The sequence below is a fragment of the Duganella fentianensis genome, from assembly GCF_009857835.1.
Classification (GTDB): domain Bacteria; phylum Pseudomonadota; class Gammaproteobacteria; order Burkholderiales; family Burkholderiaceae_D; genus Rugamonas; species Rugamonas fentianensis.
This window is the reverse complement of record NZ_WWCL01000002.1, coordinates 494,080-517,319: the sequence shown is the minus strand read 5'-3', so window position 1 is coordinate 517,319 and position 23,240 is coordinate 494,080. Positions and strand designations below refer to the sequence as shown.

General features: G+C 63.9%; 17 protein-coding genes and 1 riboswitch. Of the genes, 11 read left to right on the top strand and 6 right to left on the bottom strand.

The genetic code is table 11. The features are described 5' to 3' along the window. Window position 1 precedes the first annotated feature (1 nt). The gene (locus GTP23_RS10220; RefSeq protein WP_161035052.1) at window positions 2-619 is read left to right on the top strand and encodes a 4'-phosphopantetheinyl transferase family protein; all 618 of its coding nucleotides are present in this window, start codon (window positions 2-4) and stop codon (window positions 617-619) included. Here the strand turns inward: GTP23_RS10220 and bla are convergent. After that, on the bottom strand, window positions 616-1,497 hold the full coding sequence (gene bla, locus GTP23_RS10215; RefSeq protein ID WP_161035575.1) for a class A beta-lactamase: 882 nt from the start codon (window positions 1,495-1,497) through the stop codon (window positions 616-618). The genes GTP23_RS10220 and bla overlap by 4 nt on opposite strands. A gap of 171 nt (window positions 1,498-1,668) precedes the next feature. Between bla and GTP23_RS10210 the strand changes: the two genes are divergently transcribed. The 10 genes from GTP23_RS10210 (at window position 1,669) to GTP23_RS10165 (ending at window position 15,774) form a co-directional block, all read left to right on the top strand. After that, window positions 1,669-3,534, top strand: coding sequence for a DUF885 domain-containing protein (locus GTP23_RS10210; RefSeq protein ID WP_161035051.1), 1,866 nt, complete (start codon window positions 1,669-1,671; stop codon window positions 3,532-3,534). Next, window positions 3,534-4,445 (top strand): cupin-like domain-containing protein, encoded by a 912-nt coding sequence (locus tag GTP23_RS10205; RefSeq protein WP_161035050.1) that lies wholly within the window; start codon window positions 3,534-3,536, stop codon window positions 4,443-4,445. The genes GTP23_RS10210 and GTP23_RS10205 overlap by 1 nt, the downstream gene beginning before the upstream one ends. 82 nt (window positions 4,446-4,527) lie before the next feature. Further along, window positions 4,528-4,625: riboswitch (glycine riboswitch) on the top strand. 163 nt (window positions 4,626-4,788) lie between these two features. Beyond that, window positions 4,789-6,054 (top strand): D-amino acid dehydrogenase, encoded by a 1,266-nt coding sequence (locus GTP23_RS10200; RefSeq protein ID WP_161035049.1) that lies wholly within the window; start codon window positions 4,789-4,791, stop codon window positions 6,052-6,054. A 41-nt stretch (window positions 6,055-6,095) separates the two neighbouring features. Then, on the top strand, window positions 6,096-7,004 hold the full coding sequence (locus GTP23_RS10195; protein ID WP_161035048.1) for a tetratricopeptide repeat protein: 909 nt from the start codon (window positions 6,096-6,098) through the stop codon (window positions 7,002-7,004). A gap of 90 nt (window positions 7,005-7,094) precedes the next feature. Beyond that, on the top strand, window positions 7,095-7,415 hold the full coding sequence (locus GTP23_RS10190) for a hypothetical protein (protein ID WP_229256037.1): 321 nt from the start codon (window positions 7,095-7,097) through the stop codon (window positions 7,413-7,415). Between the two features lie 104 nt (window positions 7,416-7,519). Beyond that, complete coding sequence (locus GTP23_RS10185) at window positions 7,520-9,652, top strand: TonB-dependent receptor (RefSeq protein WP_161035047.1); 2,133 nt, start codon at window positions 7,520-7,522, stop codon at window positions 9,650-9,652. 194 nt (window positions 9,653-9,846) lie between these two features. Then, the gene (locus tag GTP23_RS10180; RefSeq protein WP_161035046.1) at window positions 9,847-11,067 is read left to right on the top strand and encodes a sterol desaturase family protein; all 1,221 of its coding nucleotides are present in this window, start codon (window positions 9,847-9,849) and stop codon (window positions 11,065-11,067) included. Beyond that, window positions 11,064-13,460: a TonB-dependent receptor gene (locus GTP23_RS10175; RefSeq protein ID WP_229256036.1), complete on the top strand. Its 2,397-nt coding sequence runs from the start codon at window positions 11,064-11,066 to the stop codon at window positions 13,458-13,460. The genes GTP23_RS10180 and GTP23_RS10175 overlap by 4 nt, the downstream gene beginning before the upstream one ends. A gap of 13 nt (window positions 13,461-13,473) precedes the next feature. After that, entirely contained in the window at window positions 13,474-14,901 is a 1,428-nt protein-coding gene (locus tag GTP23_RS10170) for a serine hydrolase domain-containing protein (RefSeq protein WP_161035044.1), read from the top strand. Window positions 14,902-15,198: 297 nt separating this feature from the next. Then, the gene (locus GTP23_RS10165) at window positions 15,199-15,774 is read left to right on the top strand and encodes an NnrU family protein (protein WP_161035043.1); all 576 of its coding nucleotides are present in this window, start codon (window positions 15,199-15,201) and stop codon (window positions 15,772-15,774) included. A gap of 19 nt (window positions 15,775-15,793) precedes the next feature. Here the strand turns inward: GTP23_RS10165 and GTP23_RS10160 are convergent, their stop codons facing one another. The 5 genes from GTP23_RS10160 to GTP23_RS10140 form a co-directional block, all read right to left on the bottom strand. Next, window positions 15,794-16,312 carry a hypothetical protein gene (locus tag GTP23_RS10160; protein ID WP_229256035.1) on the bottom strand — a complete coding sequence of 173 codons (519 nt, stop codon included), beginning with the start codon at window positions 16,310-16,312 and terminating at the stop codon, window positions 15,794-15,796. After that, a complete protein-coding gene (locus GTP23_RS10155) occupies window positions 16,312-17,337 on the bottom strand; it encodes a GGDEF domain-containing protein (protein ID WP_161035042.1) in 1,026 nt (341 codons plus the stop codon). The genes GTP23_RS10160 and GTP23_RS10155 overlap by 1 nt, the downstream gene beginning before the upstream one ends. 12 nt (window positions 17,338-17,349) lie before the next feature. After that, window positions 17,350-20,436 carry an efflux RND transporter permease subunit gene (locus GTP23_RS10150; protein WP_161035041.1) on the bottom strand — a complete coding sequence of 1,029 codons (3,087 nt, stop codon included), beginning with the start codon at window positions 20,434-20,436 and terminating at the stop codon, window positions 17,350-17,352. A 13-nt stretch (window positions 20,437-20,449) separates the two neighbouring features. Further along, entirely contained in the window at window positions 20,450-21,589 is a 1,140-nt protein-coding gene (locus tag GTP23_RS10145; RefSeq protein ID WP_161035040.1) for an efflux RND transporter periplasmic adaptor subunit, read from the bottom strand. 77 nt (window positions 21,590-21,666) lie between these two features. After that, window positions 21,667-23,193 carry an efflux transporter outer membrane subunit gene (locus GTP23_RS10140; protein ID WP_371866880.1) on the bottom strand — a complete coding sequence of 509 codons (1,527 nt, stop codon included), beginning with the start codon at window positions 23,191-23,193 and terminating at the stop codon, window positions 21,667-21,669. Between the last annotated feature and the right edge of the window lie 47 nt (window positions 23,194-23,240).

Genomic DNA, 23,240 nt, shown 5'->3' with positions numbered 1-23,240 from the left:
CATGCCAGCGCCCGCACTGCAGCCGCCCGTCACGGTCCAGCCCTGGCCGGGCACACTGCAGCTGTCGCCGCAAGGCATACTGGTGCTGGGCCTGTGCTTGCCGCAGGCCGGCACTGGTGATGCCCGTCCGCAGGCCCGGCTGGCCATCCGGCAGGCGCTGACCCAGGCACTGGCCGGCCCGCTGCAATGCCAGCCTGCCGATATCTACATCGACAACCAGCGTGGCCAGCCCGCGCAGATCCGCGTCGCGGCCAGCACCACGCCAGCGCCCCACTGCTCGTTTGCCTACAGTGATGGCTATGGCGTGGCCGCAGTGAACCTGCACGGGCCTGTCGGCGTCGATCTGACGCCGGTGCTGGAAATACCTGATTGGGCCGCGCTGGCGCGCGATTATCTGGGTCCGCCCACACTGGCACGGCTACAGGCGTTGCCTGCGTCGCAGCGCGCACTGGCGCTGGCGCAGGCCTGGTGCCGGCTCGAAGCGCTCTGCAAATTCCGCGCCGAAGCGCTGACGGAATGGCAGGGCGAGCAACCGGACGATGCCCTGCATGCGCAGCTGATTCTGCCGGCGCTGCCACCACCACTACTGGCGGGCCACGTCAGCTGGCGCCAACCTTAAAAGCGGAACGCGGCCAGCGCGATGCGCGTCGCTTCGGCGATCACTTCGTTGCGCGCCTTGTCATCCTTGCCCGGCTGGGTAAAGTACACGGCCAGTACGATGGGCTCCTGCCCCGGTGGCCAGATCACACCGATATCGTTGGTACTACCGTAATCACCCGTGCCCGTCTTGTCGGCCACCAGCCAGCCACCGGGTACACCGGCGCGGATGCGGGTGTCGCCCGTGGTATTCCCCAGCAGCCAGTCTTTCAGCTGCTTGCGCGCCGCTGTCGTCAGCGCACTACCCAGTACCAGCCGGTTGAGCGATTCGGCCATCGCCGCCGGCGTGGTGGTGTCGCGCAGATCGCCGGGCAGTGCCGTATTGAGCTCGGTTTCCATGCGGTCCAGCCGGAACGCCTGATCGCCAATCGAACGGGCAAACGCCGTCACGGCCGCCACCCCGCCCAGCCGTGCGATCAGCAGATTGGCTGCCGCATTGTCGCTGTACTGTATGGTGGCAGCGCACAGCGCCGCCACCGTCATGCCGCGCCCCACATGCTTGCCCGTGACGGGCGAGTGTGGCAGCAGATCAGCGTTGCTGTAAGGGACGCGCTGTGCCAGCAGCGCCGGACCGCGTGCCAGTACGGCACCTGCCAGCATCATCTTGAAAGTGCTACAGAACGGGAAGCGTTCGTCGGCGCGGTGCTGCACATGCTGGCCATCGGCCGTATTCAGGGCAAACACGCCCAGGCGGCCGCCCGAGTCACTCTCCAGCCGTGCCAGCAAGGCTGCAGCCGACGACGGTGCGCCGGCCGCGGGGTTTTCGAGCAGTTCGGCCGCACGCACCAGCGGCGTGGCGGCCAGCGCCAGTAACAGCGCGCGGCGATGGGGGAAAGGCATCTTCGACATAAATTATTGCCAACATTTGATTAACATTTCGATCATACACGCACAATCTTAAGAAAAGCTAAAGAGCAGCCGAGAGCAGCTACCGGATTGACAGGCGGCGATGGAAACGCTAAGTTCCGCTTCGCGCCCAAACACAGCGCCCCCGCCCACACTGAGGAAGCCATGAACCCTATGCCATCAAGTCTGTCCCGCCGCGAACTGCTGCTGTCCGCCCTGTCTGCCACTGCAGTGGGTGCTCTCCCGCTACTCGCGCAAGCACAGACGCCTGCCACTGCCGGCACCCCGGCCGATGCCGCACTGGCGCAGTTGCTGGCCGGCTTTGCCGATGAGATTCTGCAGCTGACGCCCACCACTGCCAGCTCGCTGGGGCTGGACAAAGGCGAGCGCGCCGCCCTCAAGGGCAAGCTGGAAGATGCTTCGCCAGCCGGCGACGCCGCATGGGCAGCGCAGGTCCACAGCATGCTGCAGCGCCTGAACGCCATCGACCGCAGCGCGCTGGGCGCCGATGCGCAAGTGCGTTACGACACCGTGCGCTATGCCGCCAGCGAAGGCGAGGCCGGCATCCGCTTCAGTTTCGGCGGCGCCGCCAGCGGCTTCTTCGGCGGCACTGCGCCCTACCCTGTCACCCAGCAGGATGGGGCTATCGTGCGCATCCCCGAGTTCCTCGACAGCCAGCACCAGATCGCCAGTGCTGCCGATGCCGAAGCCTATCTGGAGCGCGTGGCCGCACTGGCCAGCGTGCTCGATCAGGAAACCGCCCGCATCAAACAGCAGGCCAGCCAGGGCATCATGCCGCCCAACTACATCGCCCGCACGGCACTGGGCCAGCTGCAGGACTACCGCAAAACTAAGGTGGCCGACCAGAAGCTGGTGACATCGCTGACGGAACGTACGGCCAAACTGGGCCTGGCCGGCAACTGGCAGCAGCGCGCGCAGAAACTGGTGGAAAGCGCCGTCTATCCGGCGCTGGACCGCCAGATCGCAGCCTTCCGCAAAGCCACCGCGCATGCCCCGGCCACGGCCGGCGTGCACCGCCTGCCAGACGGCGCCGCCTACTACGAGTGGGCACTCAAGCTGGGGACTTCGACCAGGCAGAGTGCACGCGAAATTCACGCCATCGGCCTGCAGCAGATCCGCGAAATTCAGGCCCGCATCGACGGTATCCTGAAATCGCAGGGCATGACGCAAGGCAGTGTAGGCGCCCGCCTGCAGGCGCTGGCCAAGGATCCGGCCCGCTTCTATGCCGACGACGACGCAGGCCGCGCCCAGCTGATCGCCTATTGCAACGAGCGGGTGGAAGCTTTCCGCGCACTGATGCCGCAGATCTCTAAACTGGGACTGAAAGTGCCGCTGCAGATCAAGCGCGTGCCGGCCGATATCGAAGCCGGTGCAGCACTCGGCTATATGAACTCGGCCTCGCTCGACGGCACGCGTCCGGCCATCTACTACATCAACCTGAAGAGCACCAAGCTGTGGGCCAAGCATGAACTGTCCTCGCTGACGGCGCACGAAGGTCTGCCCGGCCACGCCTTCCAGCTGGCCTACATGGCCGAACGCCAGAACGAACTGCCGCTGATTACTTCGCTGATCGGCTTCAATGCCTTCGTCGAAGGCTGGGCCCTGTATTCGGAACAGCTGGTCGACGAATTCGGCCTGTACCAGAACGATCCCTTCGGCCAGATCGGCTACCTGCAGGGCCAGTTGTTCCGCGCCGTGCGACTGGTGGTCGATACCGGCATGCACGCGCTGCAGTGGACGCGCCAGCAGGCCATCCGCTTCGCCGTCGAGAACACGGGGCGCGGGGTACAGGCCATGACCAGCGAAATGGACCGCTACGCTGTCTCGCCCGGCCAGGCTTGCGGCTACAAGATGGGCCACAACGAAATCCTGCGCCAGCGCGAACGCGCCAAGGCTGCGCTGGGCAGCAAGTTCGATCTGGCCGCCTTCAACGATGCGCTGGTCAGCAGCTGCGGCGTACCGCTAACGGTACTGCCCACCGTGGTAGACCGCTATATCGCCCGCGCCTGATGGAGCAGAATACCGATCTGGCGCGCCTGCCGCCGCGTGTGCTGGAAGCCGAAGCGCACGCACCGGAACTGGCGGCCGTACGCCAGCAGGCACGCGCCCAGCGTGATGCGGCCGTGCGCGGCGTCACGTCGGTGGCGGCCATGCGCGCCGCCATCCAGCAAGCCACCAGTACGCTGCCGCTGATCAGCAGTGTGCCGCGCTACCGCAATCTGGATGCTGCCGAATTCCGCGCACTGGCCGCACAGGGCCAGCCGTTCCTGCTGACGGAGCCGGTGACACGCTGGCCGCTGGCCCGGATGGATGCCGCCGTGCTACGCCAGCAGTATGCCGGCATGCCCGTGCGCGCACGTGTGGGCGACTATATCAACACCGCCTTCGCGCCGGACCGCGCCATGCAGGACATGACCATGGGCGCCTATCTGGACCTGATTGCGGCGGGCGACTACAGCCTGCCGCCCTATCTGGGCAATCTGGAGCTGCGTGAGCTGAACCGGCTATGCCACTGGCCGACCTACTTCGACAAAATGGGGCCGCCGCGCTTCTGGATAGGACCGGCCGGCACCATCACGCCGCTGCACGCCGATTACGACGACAACATCTTTGCCCAGATCTGGGGCAGCAAGCGCATCATGCTGGCGCCGCCCCATCACGAGCCCTATCTGTACGTGAAGCCGGCCAATGAAATCCTGATCGGCTCCCCCGTCGATGCCGAAGCGCCGGACTACCAGCGCTATCCGCTGGCGCAGCAGGCCAGCCTGATCGAATGCGTCGTCGAAGCCGGTCAGCTGCTCTACATTCCGGCCGGCTGGTACCATCAGGTGCATGCGCTGGCGTTCTCGCTGTCGGCCAACCGCTGGGCGCGCGCCATGCCGCTGGTGCTCAGCCACGACGATCACGGCGTACGCGCCTGAACCGCTGCCGGCAGCACAGACAGCGCTGGTGTGGCCGCAGATTTTGCTGTAAGCTGCCGGTTTTGCAAGATGGCCAAAAGCCAACGCCGTATCGGGAGAGCCTGTAGCGAACCCGCATCCTACAGCGCCGAAGGAGCAACCGCCCCGGAAACTCTCAGGCAAAAGGACCGATACCGCATTTCAAACTCTGAAGAGCAACCGGGCTAGCCGTCGCCCGCTGCACCGAAGGAGCAAGCGACGTCGCTACCCGTGGCCGTCGTGAATCTCTCAGGTCCCGAACAGAGGGGGTGTCGATCCGCATGTCGCGCGTCGACCACACCCTTTGACGAGTCTGGAGTCCCGCATGAAACACATCGCCATCATCGGCGCCGGCATCACCGGCGTCACCACTGCTTACGCGCTGGCCCGGCGCGGTTTCCGCGTCACCGTACTGGAACGCCACCGCTACGCCGCCATGGAAACTTCCTATGCCAACGGCGGCCAGTTATCCGCTTCGAATGCCGAAGTCTGGAACCACACCAGCACCATCCTCAAAGGCCTGAAATGGATGCTGAAGAACGATGCACCGCTGCTGGTCAACCCCAAACCGGGCTGGCACAAACTGTCGTGGTTCGGCGAATTCATCGCCGCCATTCCGCGCTACCAAGCCAACACTATCGCCACCGCCAGGCTGGCCGTGGCCGCACGCGAACATCTGTTCAGCTGGGCCGAGCAGGAAGGCATAGAGTTCGATCTGAAACGTCAGGGCATCTTGCACATCTACCGCGACCAGGCCGGCTTCGAGCATGCAGGTGCCGTCAGCCGCCTGCTGGCACAGGGCGGCCTGCCGCGCCGCGCCGTCACACCGGACGAAATGCGCGCCATCGAACCGACACTGGCCGGTCAATACTACGGCGGCTACTACACGGAAAGCGACAGCAGCGGCGACATCCACAAATTCACTACGGGGCTGGCGCAGGCAGCAGAAAAACTCGGCGTGCAGCTGCGCTACGAGCAGCAGATCAGCGCCATGCAGGCCGATGCCACCGGCGCCGATATCACGCTGGTGCAGGATGGCGGCAGCGTGACGGAGCGCTACGACGCCGTGGTGGTATGCGCCGGTGTGGCCAGCCGCGCGCTGGCCGCCATGTTCGGCGACCGCGTCAACGTCTATCCCGTCAAAGGCTATTCCATCACCGTCCACCTCAACGACGAGGCCAGCCGCGCCGGCGCGCCCAATGTCAGCCTGCTGGACGACGCCACCAAGCTGGTCGCCAGCCGCTTCGGTGCGGACCGCTTCCGCGTTGCCGGCACGGCCGAATTCAATGGCTACAACCGCGATATCCGCGCCGACCGCATCGCCCCGCTGGTGGCCTGGGTGCAACAGTGCTTCCCCTCCGTCAGCACACGCAACATCACGCCCTGGGCCGGCCTGCGCCCCATGATGCCGGACCTGATGCCACGGGTGGGCCGCGGCAAGCTGCCGACGGTGTTCTACAACACCGGCCACGGCCATCTGGGCTGGACCCTGTCCGCTGCCACGGCCGATATGATCGCCGCCACCGTGGCCACGGCGTTCGGTTCACCAAACGTTACAATTGCCGCCACACAAGACTTGAAATTGGCATAAACTAGCCCCACTTCGGGCCTGTCCCACTTTGGAGATCTGACATGACGGCAAAATCTTTCGCACGTATGACTCTGCTGGCTAGCGCTCTGGCGCTATCCGTGCCAGCGTTCGCGGCTGAACCGACCATACACGAGGTTTATCTGGCCGCCGAAGCAGGCAAATTCACTGAGGCTCAGGCCATGATGGATCAGGTGCTGAAGGCTCACCCCAACAGCGCCACGGCCCATTTCGTGGAAGCGGAACTGCTGGCCAAACAGGGCAAGTTTGTGCAGGCACAGGCCGAACTGGCCCGGGCCGAGCAGATTGCTCCGGGCCTGCCCAAGGTGGATCCTAAAGCGCTGAGCAAGCTGCGCACGCTGCTGGTAGAAGGCCAGAAACCTGCCACCAGCTACAGCCAGCAGGCACCGCGTAACAATGCTGGCTACAGCAACAGCAATTACGGCGCACCGAAAAGCAGCGGCATCCCCTGGGGTACGGTGCTGATACTGGGTGCCGGTCTGCTGGGCTTTATCTGGCTGGCCACCCGCTTCATGGCCAGGCGTAATCAGGAAGCGCAAGGCTACCAGCCCGGCGCAGCCTATAACCCCGGCGCGCCAGCACCGGGCTATGCACCGGGCGCCGCCTACCCGCAGCAAGGCTATCCGCAACCGGGCTACGGCCAGCCGCAGCAGGGACCAACCATGGGCTCGCGCATCATGGGCGGTCTGGCTACCGGCGCTGCCGTGGGTGCCGGCATAGTGGCCGGCGAAGCGCTGGCCCGCCAGTTCACGGGCGGCAGCCACGATAACGCCAGCAGCCAGCCACGCAACGACATCGTCTACGATGATCCTTCGCGGGACGAACTGCTGCGCCGCGACGACATGGGCGGCAACGACTTCGGCACCAGCGGTGGCTGGGACGATGGCGGCAGCAGCGGCGGCGATAGCGGTGGCGGCGGCGACTGGGATTAACCAGCATCCTGCAGCACAGAAAAGAGCGGCACTGCCGCTCTTTTTTATGCCCGTCCGGCAGGCTGCACAGGCCGGTGTTAGAATCGCCGCATGCAGACACTCCTGACAGGCACCCGGCAGAATACGCGCATGCAGCGCGTGGTGATGCTGTGCGTGCTAGTGTTCCTGTCGCTGCAACTGCTAGGGGCTGGCTCGCACCAGCACGCCTACACCGAACAACAGAACGATTGCGCGGCCTGCGTGATCGGCCATATGCCGTCGGATATCCCGCCGCCGGCGCTGGCCCTGTTGCCGCTCACGCTGCTCGTCAGCCTGGCCCTGCCCATCTTGCAGCCCACCGTGCGCGTACAGCGCACTGCCTACTTCACGCCCCCTGCCCACGCGCCGCCCGGCGTTGCGATGATTTCCTAAGCCCGTCATTTTTCGCTAACCGATAGACCGGTCGCCCGACTGTCGCTGGCCGCGCCGCGCGCTGCCAGCGCACGTGCACGTCCCTACTTTTTTCAGGAATTCATATGCAACACCAGCCACAACTCCGTACCCTGCCACTGCTGCTGGCCGCCGCCTTTCAACTGCATGCGGCACGCGCCGACGAAGCGCCCGTGCAGCAGGTAGAAGTCACTGCCACCGCGCTCAGAAATGCCCGCATCGACCTGTCGCCCAATGTGGGCACCACCGTGTACTCGATAGACCGCCACATGATAGAGCAGCTGGCGCAGGGCGATAACACGCCGTTCAACGAAGTGCTGCTGCGCCTGCCCGGCGTCAGTCAGGATTCCAGAGGGTCGGGCGCACTGCACGTGCGCGATGACCATGCCAATGTGCAGTACCGCATCAACGGCGTACAGCTACCGGAGAGCATCAGCGGCTTCGGCCAGTCCATCGATACCCGTCTGGTGCAGAGCACGGATTTCATCACAGGCGCCCTGCCCGCCCAGTACGGCCTGCGCACGGCCGGCATCGTCGACATCCAGACGCGCGAAGGGAACATCAAAGGGGGTGGCCGCATCGGCGTGCTGGCGGGCAGCCACGATCATGTCGAGCCTAGCGCGGAGCTGTTCGGCACACAGGGCGCCGTCAACTACTACCTGTCCGGCAGCTATCTGGCGAATGCGCAGGGCATAGAAAATCCGCTGCCCGCCCGCACGGCTTTGCATGACGAGACGCGCCAGTCCAAGTCCTTCGGTACCCTGTCGTGGTTCCTCGACGAACAGACCCGCCTCGGCCTGATGTTCGGCAGCTACCATGGCCGCTTCCAGATCCCCGACAATCCCGCCCAGACGCCCGCCTTCAGCCTGAACGGGGTCAGCGATGCGGCGGCCGGCAGCAGCACGCTGGCCTCGGCCCAGCTCGACCAGCAGCAGCGCGAAAGCAACCGCTTTGCCGTGCTGTCGCTGCAGAAAAGTCTGGGCGCGCTCAACTACCAGCTGTCGGCCTATCAGCAGACCTCGGAACTGCATTACCTGCCCGATCCGCTGGGTGATCTGGTCTACACGGGCGTGGCTTCCGACACCCTGCGCAGCAACCGCAGCAGCGGTCTGCAGTTCGATGCCAGCTACCAGCTCAACCCGCAGCACACGCTGCGCGCCGGTCTGGCCTACAACCGCCAGCGCAGCCGCAGCGACAACGCCGTCCGCGTGTTCGACACGGATGACAGCGGCGCGCAACTGGGCACGGTGCCGCGCCTGATCAGCGACAACAGCAGCATGACGGGGCGCACCGGCAGCCTGTATCTGCAGGACGAATGGCATATCGCCACGCCGCTGACGCTGAACTACGGCCTGCGCTACGATAAGGTGGCCGCCTATATCCATGAACAGCAATGGAGTCCGCGCCTGAATCTGGCCTATCAGCTGAGCAAGGACACGGCGCTGCATGCCGGCTATTCGCGCTACTTCACGCCACCGCCGCAGGAACTGGCCGCACAGTCCAGCATCGACCTGTATGCCGGCACCAGCAATGCGCCCGAAGTCGCGCACTCCGATCCCGTGCGGGCCGAACGCACGCGCTACTACGATGTGGGCCTGCGCCACCAGCTCAGTGCTGACCTGACCCTGACGGCCGACGCCTACTACAAGAAGATCAGCAATATGCTGGATGAAGGCCAGTTCGGTCAGGCCCTGATCCTCACGCCGTTCAACTACCAAACGGGCTATGCCAAAGGAGTGGAACTGTCGGCCATCTACGACCGCAGCCAATGGGGCGGCTTCCTCAACCTGACGGCGCAGCAGGCCAAGGGGCGCAACATCGTCAGCGGCCAGTCCCTGTTCGGCGCCGCTGAACTGGCGTATATCGCCAGCCATGCCATCTATGTCGACCACGACCAGACCTACACCGTGTCCGGCGGCGCCCACTACCACTGGGGTGCCAGCCGGCTGGGCGCGGATTTCCTCCACGGCAGCGGCATGCGCATGACGCCGGACGGTGGCGCACCCAACTCGGGCACGCTGCCGCACTACACCACGGTGAACTTCTCGCTCAGCCACGAATGGCGACTGGCGGCAGCCAGCAAGCTGGAAGCCCGGCTGGCGCTGATCAATGCCTTTGATCAGGTCTATCTGCTGCGCGACGGTTCCGGTGTGGGCGTCGGTGCACCCCAGTATGGCGCGCGCCGCAGCGTTTATGCGGGCCTGTCGTATAGCTTCTGATAGCGGAGCGCTGCAGCTGGCCGTCACTAGCCCGACCGGCTACGGCGGCCAGCTAAAACTGGATTCATTAGCGATGCCAAACTGACTTTATCTGACTGCATTTGTGTGTCATAAACGTCAGTATTGCTGCTAATTCTTGTGCATTTTGCATGGATATAGGCATAATCGTTTCGACCTAAACAATCGTCACGCCTATGAATCCCATCGTACTGGCCATACCGGTTTTTATGCTCACCATCCTGCTCGAGGCATGGATAGCGTATCGCCGCGGACTGGCCGTGTACGATACTGCCGACGCGCTGACCAGCCTGCATCTGGGCATCGTCAGTCAGGTCATCGGCGTGCTGGTCAAGCTGGTCATGCTGGGTACTTACACGGCCGTGTACCAGCACTGGAGCCTCACCACCCTGCCCACCGATAGCCTTTGGGTCTGGCTGGGCGCGCTGGTCGCCTACGATTTCTGCTACTACTGGGCGCACCGCATGGGCCACGAAGTCAGTGTGCTGTGGGCCGCGCACGAAGTCCATCACTCGTCCGAGTACTACAACCTCGCCACTGCCCTGCGCCAGACTTCCAGCGGCTGGCTGCTGGGCTGGGTGTTCTATCTGCCGCTCGCGCTGGCCGGCGTGCCGCCGCTGGTCATGGCCGTAGTGGCCATGATCGATCTGCTGTATCAGTACTGGGTGCACACGGAGCTGGTCGGCCGGCTGGGCTGGCTGGACCGCGTATTCGTCACGCCGTCCAACCACCGCGTGCACCACGGCCAGAATGACTACTGCATAGACCGCAACTACGGCGGCATCTTCATCCTGTTCGACCGCCTGTTCGGCACCTTTGCCGACGAGCGCGACGACGAACGTATCACCTACGGTGTACGCACGCCGCTGCGCAGCCTGAATCCGGCCTGGGCCAATCTGCACTACTACGCGGCGCTGTGGCAGGCCACGGGACAGGTACGGGGCTGGCGCAAAAAACTGCAGGTGTGGTTCGGCGCACCGGGCGCCTGGACGGGCCAGCCGCTGGGCCACTTCGAGCCGGCCAGCTTCCAGTACTACCGCCCTGCCACGCCGCCCGGCGCCCAGCTGTATGCGATGTTCCAGTTCGCCCTGCTGGTGCCCTGCATCTCGCATTTTCTCGCGCTGGCGCCCACGCTGGCCGCCGCGCCGCTGCTGGTCTATGCCGCCTTCATCATCGGCAGCACGCTGTCGCTGTCGGCGCTGCTGGAAGGCCGGCCATGGATCAAACGGGTCGAACAGGCACGGGCGCTCGGTGCCGCCATCGCCTTTGCCCTGCTGCCCGACTGGTTCGGCTACGCCGCCCCTCTGATAATAAAACTGGCGACGCTGATCGCCATGGTAATTGCCGTAAGCTGCCTTGAGAAAATCATAAAGACGACACAATGGAGACCCACATGAGCAAGCCGAATCGCACCATCCTGTCCGCCAGTCTGGCCGCCGCCTTTTTCGTCCCGCCCGCATGGGCTGCCGACGAAATCCAGTCGGTGGTAGTGACGGCACAATCGCGCAAACAGCTGGTGCAGGATGTGCCCATGACCATGGCCGTGCTGACCAACAAGGATATCGATGCGGTCGGCGCCAAGGATCTGGCCGACCTGAACGGCTACATTCCAGGCCTGTCGGTGGATGCCACCGAACCGACCCAGCCTTCGTTCGGCATCCGCGGCGTGCAGGCGGCCGATTTCGGCATCGCCACCGATTCGCCGGTCGGCATCTATGTCGATGGCGTCTACACGGGCAAGACCGGCGGCGCCCTGATGAACTTCATCGACGTGCAGCGCATCGAAGTGGTGAAAGGCCCGCAGGGTACGCTGTTCGGCCGTAACAGCGCGGCCGGTGCCATCGCCATCACGGCCAACGAACCGGGCAAGGAACTCGATGCCGCCGGCCACCTCAAGCTGGGCCGCTTCGGCCGCGCCAATGCCGATGTGATGTTGAATCTGCCCATCAGCGACACGCTGGCCGCCCGCGTGGTGGCCGTGCGCTCGGGTAGCGAAGGCTGGGTCGAGAACACCACCACAGGTAAAAAATCGGGCGGCGATAAAGACTGGGCTACCCGCATCACGCTGCGCAAGGATTTCGATGCCGCCAAGGTGATCTTCGGCTGGGAGCATGAAAACATGGAGCAGTACGGCCGCCCGGCCTTCGGCGTACTGAAAGATCCGCGCCTGCCACTGAACGGTTACCTCGGCGTGTATGACGCCAGCTACACGGCCAACTTCGTCGATCCGTTTACGGCCAAGCTGGAGAACGACCAGCCCGGCTCGGAAGGCCGCCTGTTCGATGGCGCGACGCTGCGCATCGAAGCCCCGCTGGCCGGCATGACCTTCAACTCCACCAGCGCCTACCGCCGCTTCGACACCCACAACCTGACCGACAATGATGGTTCGGCCCGCCCCACCCTGCGCCTGACCACGCAGGATGCCAAGCAGGCGCGCAGCTTCCAGCAGGAGTTCAAGCTGTCCGGTAAAAACGAGAAGCTGGACTGGATCGCCGGTCTGAGCTTCTACAACAATAACGAACATCAGGATGCCGGCGCCTACGTCAGCACGGGCACCCTCGATACCCTGAGCCAGTTCGCCGGCGGCCAGCCCAACTTTGCCATGCTGTTCGGCGGCCTCGGTGCAGCCGGCCTGCCCGGCATCAGCAGCAGCACCATGTTCAACTGGGATGAAACCCATTACAGCGATGTGCACACGCGCTCGTCCTCGATCTATGCCGACACCATCTGGCATCTGTCGCCGCAGACCAATGTCACGGCCGGTCTGCGCTACACCCGCGACCACAAGGAGATGCGATGGTTCGTGCCGGGCCGGGTTTCGCCCCAGCTCGATAGCTTCCTGAATACCTACGGTCCGCTGGCCGGCCTGAATGCTGCGGCCTTCCCGTCCAACGTGATCTTCGCCACGGCCGCCCAGCTGGCCGCTACGCCCGTCAGCCGCGGCAAGGACTGGACCGACTTCAGTCCCCGTCTGGTACTCGACCATAAACTCGACAAGGACACCCTGCTGTTTACTTCGCTGGCACGCGGCTATCAGGCGGGCGGCTTCAATATCTTCACGCCGCCCAATCCTGCTTCCAGCACCAGCACGGGTAAAGACCCCAGCTTCGAACCGGAGAAAATGACCAACTTCGAAGCAGGTGTGAAAATGGGCCTGCCACAGTACCGCGCCACCATCAACGCCTCGCTGTTCGCCTACAAGTTCAAGAACCTGCAGGACGTGCAGCTGTATAGCGTGGGCACGCTGCCGACCTATAACGTGGTCGCCAGCGACCAGAAAGCCCATGGACTGGACCTCGATGCGCGCATCCGCCTGTCGCCGCGCGTGACCCTGTTCGGCGGCATGGAATACATCGACCAGACCTATACCCGCTACCAGCGTCTCGACGCCAGTGGCAAGGTCACACTCGATCTGGGCGGCCAGCCAGTGGGCACGCCGCGCCTGACGGCCATGGGCGGCATCAACGTCAACTGGGAAGCCTTCGAGGGCCGCAGCAGCATCAACTTCCAGGGCACCCACGCCAGCGCCCTGCGCTGCAACAGCGATACGGCGGCACTGAGCTGCCTGAGCACGGCCAAACTGAAGACCGGCACTGCCACCAGCAAGTTCGATCTGCGCCTGGCCTGGGATAGCCCCAGCTCGCGCTATGGCGTAGCACTACTGGTCAACAATGTGTTCGACCAGCGCTACATCCAGAGCCTCGGTGGCCAGACCGAACAATATGGTGCACCATACGCCTACATCACACCGCCGCGCAGTGTGGCCGTGGAATTCCGCGCCAGCCTCTGATCAGTCTTTATTCATGCCGAAAAAAATCATCCAGCGTACTGCCATTGCCGCCCTCCTGCTGGTGGGCGGCGCCAGTGCCGCACTGGCGTTGCAACCACCGGAACTGCTGCGCGTGGGCGCCAATTACAGCGCCAAAATCGTCTGCTCGAATGTCTTTATCGCGGGCCGCGATGCGCAGGCCGTACTGGCCGACGATGTGCAGGCACCGGGCCATCCGCTGCTGAAATTCCTGCGCATCAAAGTCGATAAGGAAAAGCAGACCGTCAGCGCCAGGCTGCTCGGCCTGTTCGGCAACGGGCTGGCCGTGTACCGCCCCGGCACAGGCTGCGCCGCAGTGCCCGATGGCGATGTCGAACAGGCGCGCCGCTACCAGTTCGCACCGGAGCCAATCAAACCGGGCGCCGTCGATGCGCCCTGGCCGGAAGGCCACGAAGTCGATTTATCGCTGGTGCCACTGGCAGCCCTGCAACAGCCCGAACTGACGGGCCCGGGCGCACGTGCGGTGGTGGTCATCCACAAGGGGCAGCTGGTCGGTTCGTATTATGCCCACGGTTACAACCACAGTACACCGTTGCTGGGCTGGTCGATGACCAAGACCGTCACGGCCGCGCTGGTCGGCATGCTGATCAAGGATGGCAAACTGTCGATGGCGCAGAATGGCTTCTGGCCCGGGCAGAGCGACCCGCGCCATGCGATTACGCTGGCCCAGCTCATGGGCATGAGCAGCGGGCTCGAATATAACGAAGGCTATGGCGACGTTTCCGACGTCACCCGCATGCTGTATCTGGAACCGGACATGGCCAGCTACACGGCCAGCAAGCCGCTGGCGCACGCTCCGGGCAGCCACTGGAACTATTCCAGCGGCACCACCGTGGTGCTGTCACGCATCTGGCAGCGCGCTGCGGCCGGAGCAGGCAGCGCCACTGATGCGACCGTCCTGTCCTTCGCCCACGACAGGCTGTTCACGCCGCTGGGCATGCGCACAGCCGTACTGGAAGCCGATGCGCGCGGCAATCTGGTCGGTTCCAGCTATATGTACGCCAGCGCGCAGGACTGGGCCCGCTTCGGCCAGTTCCTGCTGCAGGATGGCGTGTGGCAGGGCCAGCGCCTGCTGCCCGAAGGTTATGTCCGGATGATGCAGCAGGTGGCGCCTGCATCCGGCGGCCAGTATGGCCAGGGCCAGCTTTGGCGCTGGGGCCCGTCCGGTGCCAGCTCTGGCAGCGGCAATCCCGATGCGCCCTTCCAGCTTCCGGCCGATACCTACTGGATGGAAGGACACGATGGCCAGAGCATTACCATCATCCCGTCACAGGAGCTGGTGGTGGTGCGTCTGGGCCTGACACCATCGTCCCTGCATTACCAGCCGCAGGCGCTGGTGGCCGCCATCCTCAAGGCTTTGCCGGTGGTGACGCTGGCCGATAAAGCCCGTGCCCGGCCATAATCCGGCCGCTGGCCGTGGCTGAGATTGCGCCGCTGCAACACTGCTTTGCTGCGGCGCCACAAGGTGGTTTCCCCGCCTATCTTGCGGGCTGAAGGGGCGGCTTCAAGGGTAGCTTTAAGGGCCATTTTAAGGGCTGCTTTGAGGTCCGATTCCGGTACGGCATAAATCACGGTTTTCCATGCTGCGCCGCACAGAATCAGGCCTGCAGAATAAGTTGAATCTGACATGCATTAATGTTGCAACGCCGGTAAAGCCGGTGTATCTTTTATCAACGCTAACGCATAACAGGGGACGCTCATGGAATTCCTCATTCTGGGCTTGATGATGTTTCTAGGCCTCCACTCGACCCGCATCTTTGCCGATGGCTGGCGCTCTTCCCTGCGCGCCAATATCGGCGAGCCACGCTGGAAGTGCATCTACGGACTGGGCTCGATCGCCGGCTTTGCCACCTTCCTGCGCGGCTTCTTCGAAGCAGGACGCGACCCCGAAGTGCTGTGGGTGCCGCCCTCGTATATGCACCACGTGGCCGCCGTGCTGATGATGGTCTCCTTCATCCTGCTGACGGCCGCCTACATCCCCCACAACAGCATCAAGGCCAGACTCCATCATCCGATGACGCTGGGCGTGATGGTCTGGTCGCTGGCCCACCTGCTGACCAATGGCCATCTGCATGAAGTAATCCTGTTCGGCAGCTTCCTCGTGTGGTCGGTCATGCTGCTGCGTTCGGCCATCCAGCGTGATGCCGCCGCCGGCACCAGCTATCCGGCCGGCACCACCGGCGCCACGGTGACCACGGTACTGCTGGGCGGCTTCATGGCACTGGCCTTTGCCCACTGGATCCATCTGGCCCTGATCGGCGTTAAACCATTCTGACCGCTCTACCCTGCCCGCGCTAGCGGCACTTGCCTCGCAAGGCCGCAGCCACCACCCACGGCAGGGACAACGGCCCCACCACCGCAAACGGACCTATATAGGCGGGCTGCAGTTTCAGAGCATCGCCATGCAGGCAGTCCGGCACCTTGGCCTGATTGAAGGCCGTCGTCATCCTGTCCTGTACCGTCAGCGTCGCTGCACCATAGGCTGCCATATTGCGCGCTGCCAGCGCCTGCGGGTGGGGATCTTCCGCCACCGTGTCGCGCACGGCCTTGCGTATCAGTTCATCCGACAGCACAGGCGCAGCCTGCAGATCGAGCGTCACATCGGCCACCACCAGTTCCGCCGGGGCAGCTTGCCCTCGCTCGGCAGCAGCGCGGACGGACACAGCGGCCTGCGCGGCTTGCTGCGGGGTGCCATGCTGTGCATCAGCTTGTGCCAGTACCGGTCCCGGCAGCGCGCCGCTGCCCGCCACGACAGCCGCCAGCAGCCACACCAGCGGCTTGCGCCCTGCGGGCACGCTTTCCTTTAAACCCATCACGCCTCCCTGTACGGCGCTACCCGCACGGTATTGCGCCCTGCTTCCTTGGCCCGGTACAGCATCTGGTCGGCCTGCACCAGCCATTCTCTGGGCGAGGTACGCTTGTCCATCAGCGCAACGCCTATCGATACCGTCACGGGGCGCTGCTCGAGCAGCTGGGCCAGCGAGACGGCCACGCGCAGATTCTCGGCCAGACGCAATGCGGCATCCGGTTCGGCACCGCTGGCGATGATGGCAAACTCTTCGCCGCCGTAGCGGAAGATGCGATCCGAAGCGCGCGTATGCTGGCGCAGCACGGTGCACAGGCGTACCAGCACGGTATCGCCCACGGCATGGCCGTATTCGTCATTGACGGATTTGAAGTGGTCCAGATCGAGCAGCAGCAAGCAGGAATCCATATGCGGACGGCGCTCGTCGGCATAGTCGCCCAGCTTGCGGTCCAGCGCACGCCGGTTCAGCACACCGGTGAGGAAATCGCGCTCCACTTCCGTGTGCAGGGCACGGGTCTGCAAGCCCGTTCGGTAGGCAAAAATATACGCAAACAGGTTCACCAGCCCTATCGTCACCACGATGGTCAGCAGATTGAGGGTGACCAGATGGCGGCTCAAAATCACTACCAGCGCCAGCAGCGCCACCGTATTGATGGCCAGCGCTATACGCGGACGCAGGATGAAATATGCGGCAATGGTGGTCGGGTAGATCCAGTACACCATGGGCACGCCGCGCAGATACACGGTGGCCAGCATGCCGGCCGAATAGAATAGCGTGACCAGCAAACTGGCAACTCGATGCCGGCCGGTGCGTAGCACATGCACGATCACGGCCGCAAACACCAGTACCAGCGACAGATCCACCGTGGCCGATAGCCAGCTGCCTTCCCACAGCCGGAACAGCCCAAACGGCAGCACACTGGCGATGCTTATCATGCACAGCAACACCAGTATCACTTCTTCCAGACTACGTTTATTGTCTCCATGTAGCCAGCGCAAAGAGCTGGCTACCGTTTTTACTTGTTCTACCATCTTCACTTTCTGTTACGTCGTCGGCTCCGCCGCGTGACCATGTCCGCCGCCGTGGGCTGCCGCTGCCTGTGCCTGCGGATCAACCTTGTGCTGGCCGGACAGGAACAGATACATGGCGGGTACCACGAACAGCGTGAACAGCGTGCCGATAGACAGACCGGTAAAGATCACCAGCCCCATGGCATGGCGACCTGCGGCACCTGCACCTGAAGCAATTACCAGTGGCACCACACCGAATACCATCGCCGCCGTCGTCATCAGAATCGGCCGCAGACGCGTCGCTGCCGCTTCTTCGATGGCTTCACGCTTGCTCTTGCCGGCCGCGCGCAGGTGGTTAGCCACTTCCACGATCAGAATACCATGTTTGGATATCAGCCCCATCAGCGTTACCAGCCCCACCTGGGTGTAGATGTTGACAGAAGCGAAACCGAGGAAGATGAAGGTCATGGCGCCGAACAGCGCCATCGGCACCGAGAACAGGATCACTACCGGATCGCGGAAGCTCTCGAACTGGGCGGCCAGCGCGAGGAACACGATGATCACGGCGAACGCCATGGTCACCATGAAGCCGCCCGATTCGCTCATGTACTGGCGCGACGCGCCCGAGTAGTCCACCGTGTAGCCCGATGGCGCCACTTCTTTTACCGCGTTGCGCAGGTACTCCAGGATCTCGCCCTGCGAGGCACCCGACACGCCCGAGATGGTCGCCGAGTTGAGCTGCTGGAAGCGCGTGACCGATTCCGGCTGCACCGAGTACTTGATGGTGGCCACGGTGGAGGCAGGAATCATGCTGCCGTTCGGTGCCTTGATATAGAAGTTCAGCACATCGTCGGGATTCAGGCGGTCTACCTGCTGCACTTGCGGGATCACCTTGTAGGAGCGGCCCGAGATCGAGAAGTAGTTAACGTAGCCGCCACCGAGCGCGGCGCCCATGGCATTGCCGAAGTCCTGCTGGGTCAGGCCCAGCGTGGCCAGCTTGTCGCGGTCGACTTCTACCCGCGCCTGCGGTGCATCGATTTTCAGATCGACGTCGGCGAAGTAGAACTTGTTGTCCTTCTGCGCCTTGGCCAGCACGGCCTGCGCCACCGTGTTCAGATTCTCGAAAGGCTCGGTGGTGGTGATCACGAACTGCACGGGCAGGCCCGAGCTGCCGGGCAGCGGCGGGAACTGGAAGGCCGCCACGCGGCCACCGGCCACACCATTCCACTTCTGCTGCAGTTCCTGCTGGATTTCATGGGCCGAGCGGCTACGCTTTTCCCACGATTTGAACAGCACCCCGCCGAAGCCGGCATTGGTAGTCGGCACGCCGGTAATCTGGAACATCTGCTCGTATTCCGGCAGCGCGCGGGCGACATCGAAAATCTGCTTGGCATAGGCCTGCATCTGGTCCGAAGTGGCTGTCGGCGCGCCCACCACCTGCGACAGCACGATGCCCTGATCTTCTTCCGGTGCCAGTTCCGACTGCGACATCTTGAACATCAGCGCCAGCAGCAGGCTCAGTATCACGCCCATCACGATCAGCACGGGCCAGGTATTGAGCAGGTTGTGCAGCAGGCGCAGATAGCCATGGTGCACCTTGTCGAATACGCGGTCGATGGCTTTGACGAACTTGCCTTCATCCTGCTTGGGATCGAAGAAGTGGCCGCACATCATGGGCGACAGCGTCAGCGCGACGATGCCCGACACGGCCACGGCACCGGCCAGGGTGAAGGCGAACTCGGTGAACAGCGCGCCCGTCAGGCCGCCCTGGAAGCCGATCGGCACATACACGGCCACCAGCACCACCGTCATGGCCAGAATCGGGCTGCCCAGTTCGCGCGCCGCGATGATGGCCGCATCGAACGGCTTCATACCCTGCTTCATGTGGCGGTCCACATTTTCCACCACGATGATGGCGTCATCCACCACCAGCCCGATGGCCAGCACGATGGCCAGCAGGGTCAGCAGGTTGATCGAATAGCCGAGCAGCAGCATCACGAAGAAAGTACCGATCAGCGACAGCGGCATGGCGATCACGGGCACGATTACGGCGCGCAGGCTGCCCAGGAACAGATAGATCACCACCGTCACGATCAGCAGTGCTTCCACCAGCGTTTTCACCACCTCGTCGATGGAGGTGTTGATGAACTCGGTGGAGTCGTAGACGATTTCCCCCGTCAGGCCATTCGGCAGCTGCTCCTTGATGGCGGGGAAAGCCTGGCGCACACGTTTGGCCACGTCGAGAATGTTGGCCTCCGGCGCCACCTTGATACCGATGAACACCGAGCGCACGCCGCTAAAGGCCACGTTGAAATCGTAGTTTTCCGAACCCAGCGTGACGTTGGCGATATCCTCCAGATGGACGATGGCGCCGCCCGATTGCTTGATGGCCAGCGCCTTGAATTCGTCCACCGTATGCAGATCGGTTCCGGCCGTCAGCGGCACGGTCACCATCTGGCCTTTGCTGGCGCCCAGCCCCGTCAGATAGTTATTCTGCGCCAGCGCCGCGCTGACATCGGCCGCCGTCACCCCGTGCGCGGCCATCTTGCCGGCATCGAGCCAGGCGCGCAGGGCGAACTGGCGCGCACCGAGCAGCTCGGCCGTCTGCACGCCCTGGATGGAATCGAGCTTGGGCTTGACCACGCGCGCCAGGAAGTCCGTCACGTTATTGGTCGGCAGCGTATCGCTGTAGAAGCCCATGTACATGGCGTCGGTAGTCTGGCCCATCTGCACCGTCAGCACCGGCTGCTGGGCTTGCTGCGGCAGCTGGTTGCGTACCGAATTCACCTGCGTGGTGATTTCCGTCAGCGCGCGGTTGGAATCGTAGTTGAGCCGCAGCGTGGCCGTAATGATGGACACCCCGCTATTGCTGGACGAGGACAGGTAATCGATACCCTGCGCCTGCGCAATGGCCGATTCCAGCGGCTGGGTGATGAAGCCGGCCACCGTGGCGGCATCGGCACCATAGTAGGTGGTGGAGATGGTCACCACCGCATTCTGGGTTTTCGGATACTGGTTGATCGGCAGGCTGAACAGCGAACGCAGGCCCAGCACGACGATCAGCAGGCTCACCACGCTGGCCAGTACGGGCCGCTTAATGAAGATGTCGGTAAAATTCATGGCGCGGCTTTCCTTAGTGTTCCTGCGGCGTCGGGCTAGGATTGTTGGCCGGTTGCACCTTGTTGTCGATTACGGCCGGCGTGCCATTCTTCAGCTTGAGCTGACCGCTGGTGACCACTACCTGCCCCGCTTTCAGGCCCGTCAGCACGGCCACCTGATCGCCCCGGGTCGGGCCTGTCGTAACGAATACCTGCTGGGCCACCAGCTGGGCATTGCCCTTGTCATCCTTGGGACCATCCTTGGCCGTCGATGGTGCCAGCACGAACACGGTGGCGCCATACGGGTTGTAGGTAATCGCCGTCTGCGGCAGCGTCAGGTATTCCTTTTTCTCGCCCTGATCGAGGCTGACACTGGCGAACATACCGGGCAGCAGCTGGCGTTTGCCATTCGGCACGGTCGCTTCCACCTGCACATTGCGCGTCGCGGCATCGACTTTCGGGCTGATCGACGTCACCTTGCCGGCGAAGGTGACGCCGGGATAGGCATCGGCCGTCAGGCTCAGCTTCTGGCCCAGCGACAGGCCGGCCAGCTGGCGTTGCGGCACAAAGAAGTCCACATACACGGTATCGATGGTCTGCAGCGTCACCAGCTTGTCGCCCGCGTTGAGGAACTGGCCCGGATTGACGGACGTGATGCCCAGCTTGCCGGCAAACGGCGCGCGTATGGTTTTCTTCTCCACCAGCGCCTGCGCCTGCGCCGCCTGTGCCTTGCGGCTCTTCAGGTCGGCCTCGTCGGCATCGAGCTGGGCCTGGCTGATGGCCTGGGCGGCGAACTGCAGCTTGTCGCGCTTGAGCACGGAAGCGGACAGTTCGGCCGCTGCCTGCAGGGCCTGCAGCTGGGCCACATCGGCTTCCGCATTCAGCGTGAACAGCACCTGGCCGGCGCGTACTTCTTCGCCCGAACGGATATGCACCTGCCGCACCATGCCGGCCAGCTCGGTACTCACATCGACACCGCGCACGGGCACCAGCGTGCCCACCGAGTTGATCTGCGGCTGCCATGCGGACAGCTCGGCCTTGATCGCCGTGACCGTCTGGGCACCGGGCTTGGGTGCAGAAGCAATCAGCTTCTGGATCTGCATATATTTGCCGAACGCCAGTACGGCGATCAGCACGACTACGCCGCCTATCATGATGAACATGCGCTTGGTCATGAATCAGTCTCCTGCCTGAAGATCAAAGGAATAGTTGTCCGGCGGCGTATGCGCCCCCGGCCTGATGGGAATACGGATTAACGGCCACTGCTGCCGTACACGGGCGCGGCCGACACGGTGCTGGCTGCAGCGGCCCCGTCATTGCGGTTCCACCAGCCGCCTCCGAGTGCCTGGAACAGCGCAGCCGTATCGGCATAGCGGGCCGACTGCGCCTGCACCAGCGCCACGTGGGCTTGCTGGTAGCTGCGCTGGGCATCCAGCAGCGCCAGATAGCTGATGCCGCCCAGCTTGTACTGCTGGGTGGCCAGTGCCAACGCTTCGGCCGCCAGCGCATCGGCTTCCGCCTGCGCCTTCAGCGCCGCGGCATCGCTATCGAGCGCCCGCAGGCTATCGGCCACATCCTGGAACGCAGCCAGCACGGTAGCGCGGTACTGCGCTGCCGCACCGTCGTAAGCCGCTTCGGCCGCACGTTTTTTCGCACTCAGCGCGCCGCCATTAAAGATGGGCGCCGTCAGATTGCTGGCCAGACTCCAGGCCGTGGTTTGCGCATCGAACAGCTTGCCGAAGCTCTGCGCCGACGATCCATAGCTGCCGCTCAGCGTCAGCTGCGGATATTGCGCTGCCGTGGCCACGCCGATGGCAGCGCTGGCTGCATGCAGCAATTCTTCGCTGGCGCGGATATCAGGCCGCTGGCGCACCAGTGCCGACGGCAGCGACACGGGCAGTTGCTGCGGCAAAGTCAGCGATTCCAGCGTGAACTCGGGCAGCCCGCCCTCGCCTGGCAGACGGCCGGCCAGCACAGATAGCTGGTGGCGGCTCTGGGCCAGGGCTTTTTCCAGTGGCGGCACGCTGGCGCGCACCTGGGCCAGCTGGTTGCGCTGACTGAGCAAGGTGGTACGGGGAATGGCGCCCAGCTCGAACTGTTTCTCGATCACGGCCAGCTGCCTGGCCAGCGCATCCTGTACTTCCTGCGTGGCCTTGAGCTGGGCCTGCAGCGAAGCGCTACGGATGGCCGTCGTCACCACGTTCGCGCTCAGTGCCAGATAAGTGGCTTCCACCTGGAAGCGCTGGTAATCGATCTGGGCCTGCGCGCCTTCCAGCGTGCGCCGGCTGGCGCCGAACACGTCGGGCGTGTAGGCCACGGCCACGGAAGCGTTATACAGCGTGAACACGCCGGCCCCATTGCCGGAACTGGCGGGCTGCTTTTCCCGCGCCACCCCGAGCTGGCCATTCACCGAGGGATAGTTGAGGCTGCCCGCCTGTGCCTTGTAGGATTCCTGTGCCTGACGCAAACTGGCTTCCGCTGCGGCCATGCTGGGGTTGCCGGCCAGCGCGGCACGCACCAGCTCATCCAGTGCCGGCGAACCGAACAGCTGCCACCACAGGGCCGGCAATTCCTGGCCGGCGACGAACTGCTGGGCGGCACCGCCCGTGACGCCCGCTGCGCTAGCCGTCTGGGCCGGTAAAGCCGTCGCGGTATAACTGTTGCCTGCTGCTGCCGGCACTTCCGGCCGTTTGAAATCCGGACCTAATGCGCATCCGCTCAGCGCTGCTGCGGCCAGCAAGGCCAGCGCCGTTTGCTGCTGTACATATTTTCGTCTCACAGGTGCCCCCACAAAATGGCCGCAACCCGCCGGCCAGCTAGCTGAAC

Bases quoted from the DNA above. Each gene is read 5' to 3' on its own strand.
- GTP23_RS10220 (WP_161035052.1), top strand. From the start codon at position 2: ATGCCAGCGCCCGCACTGCAGCCGCCCGTCACGGTCCAGCCCTGGCCG.
- bla (WP_161035575.1), bottom strand. From the start codon at position 1,497: ATGCCTTTCCCCCATCGCCGCGCGCTGTTACTGGCGCTGGCCGCCACG.
- GTP23_RS10210 (WP_161035051.1), top strand. From the start codon at position 1,669: ATGAACCCTATGCCATCAAGTCTGTCCCGCCGCGAACTGCTGCTGTCC.
- GTP23_RS10205 (WP_161035050.1), top strand. From the start codon at position 3,534: ATGGAGCAGAATACCGATCTGGCGCGCCTGCCGCCGCGTGTGCTGGAA.
- GTP23_RS10200 (WP_161035049.1), top strand. From the start codon at position 4,789: ATGAAACACATCGCCATCATCGGCGCCGGCATCACCGGCGTCACCACT.
- GTP23_RS10195 (WP_161035048.1), top strand. From the start codon at position 6,096: ATGACGGCAAAATCTTTCGCACGTATGACTCTGCTGGCTAGCGCTCTG.
- GTP23_RS10190 (WP_229256037.1), top strand. From the start codon at position 7,095: ATGCAGACACTCCTGACAGGCACCCGGCAGAATACGCGCATGCAGCGC.
- GTP23_RS10185 (WP_161035047.1), top strand. From the start codon at position 7,520: ATGCAACACCAGCCACAACTCCGTACCCTGCCACTGCTGCTGGCCGCC.
- GTP23_RS10180 (WP_161035046.1), top strand. From the start codon at position 9,847: ATGAATCCCATCGTACTGGCCATACCGGTTTTTATGCTCACCATCCTG.
- GTP23_RS10175 (WP_229256036.1), top strand. From the start codon at position 11,064: ATGAGCAAGCCGAATCGCACCATCCTGTCCGCCAGTCTGGCCGCCGCC.
- GTP23_RS10170 (WP_161035044.1), top strand. From the start codon at position 13,474: ATGCCGAAAAAAATCATCCAGCGTACTGCCATTGCCGCCCTCCTGCTG.
- GTP23_RS10165 (WP_161035043.1), top strand. From the start codon at position 15,199: ATGGAATTCCTCATTCTGGGCTTGATGATGTTTCTAGGCCTCCACTCG.
- GTP23_RS10160 (WP_229256035.1), bottom strand. From the start codon at position 16,312: ATGGGTTTAAAGGAAAGCGTGCCCGCAGGGCGCAAGCCGCTGGTGTGG.
- GTP23_RS10155 (WP_161035042.1), bottom strand. From the start codon at position 17,337: ATGGTAGAACAAGTAAAAACGGTAGCCAGCTCTTTGCGCTGGCTACAT.
- GTP23_RS10150 (WP_161035041.1), bottom strand. From the start codon at position 20,436: ATGAATTTTACCGACATCTTCATTAAGCGGCCCGTACTGGCCAGCGTG.
- GTP23_RS10145 (WP_161035040.1), bottom strand. From the start codon at position 21,589: ATGACCAAGCGCATGTTCATCATGATAGGCGGCGTAGTCGTGCTGATC.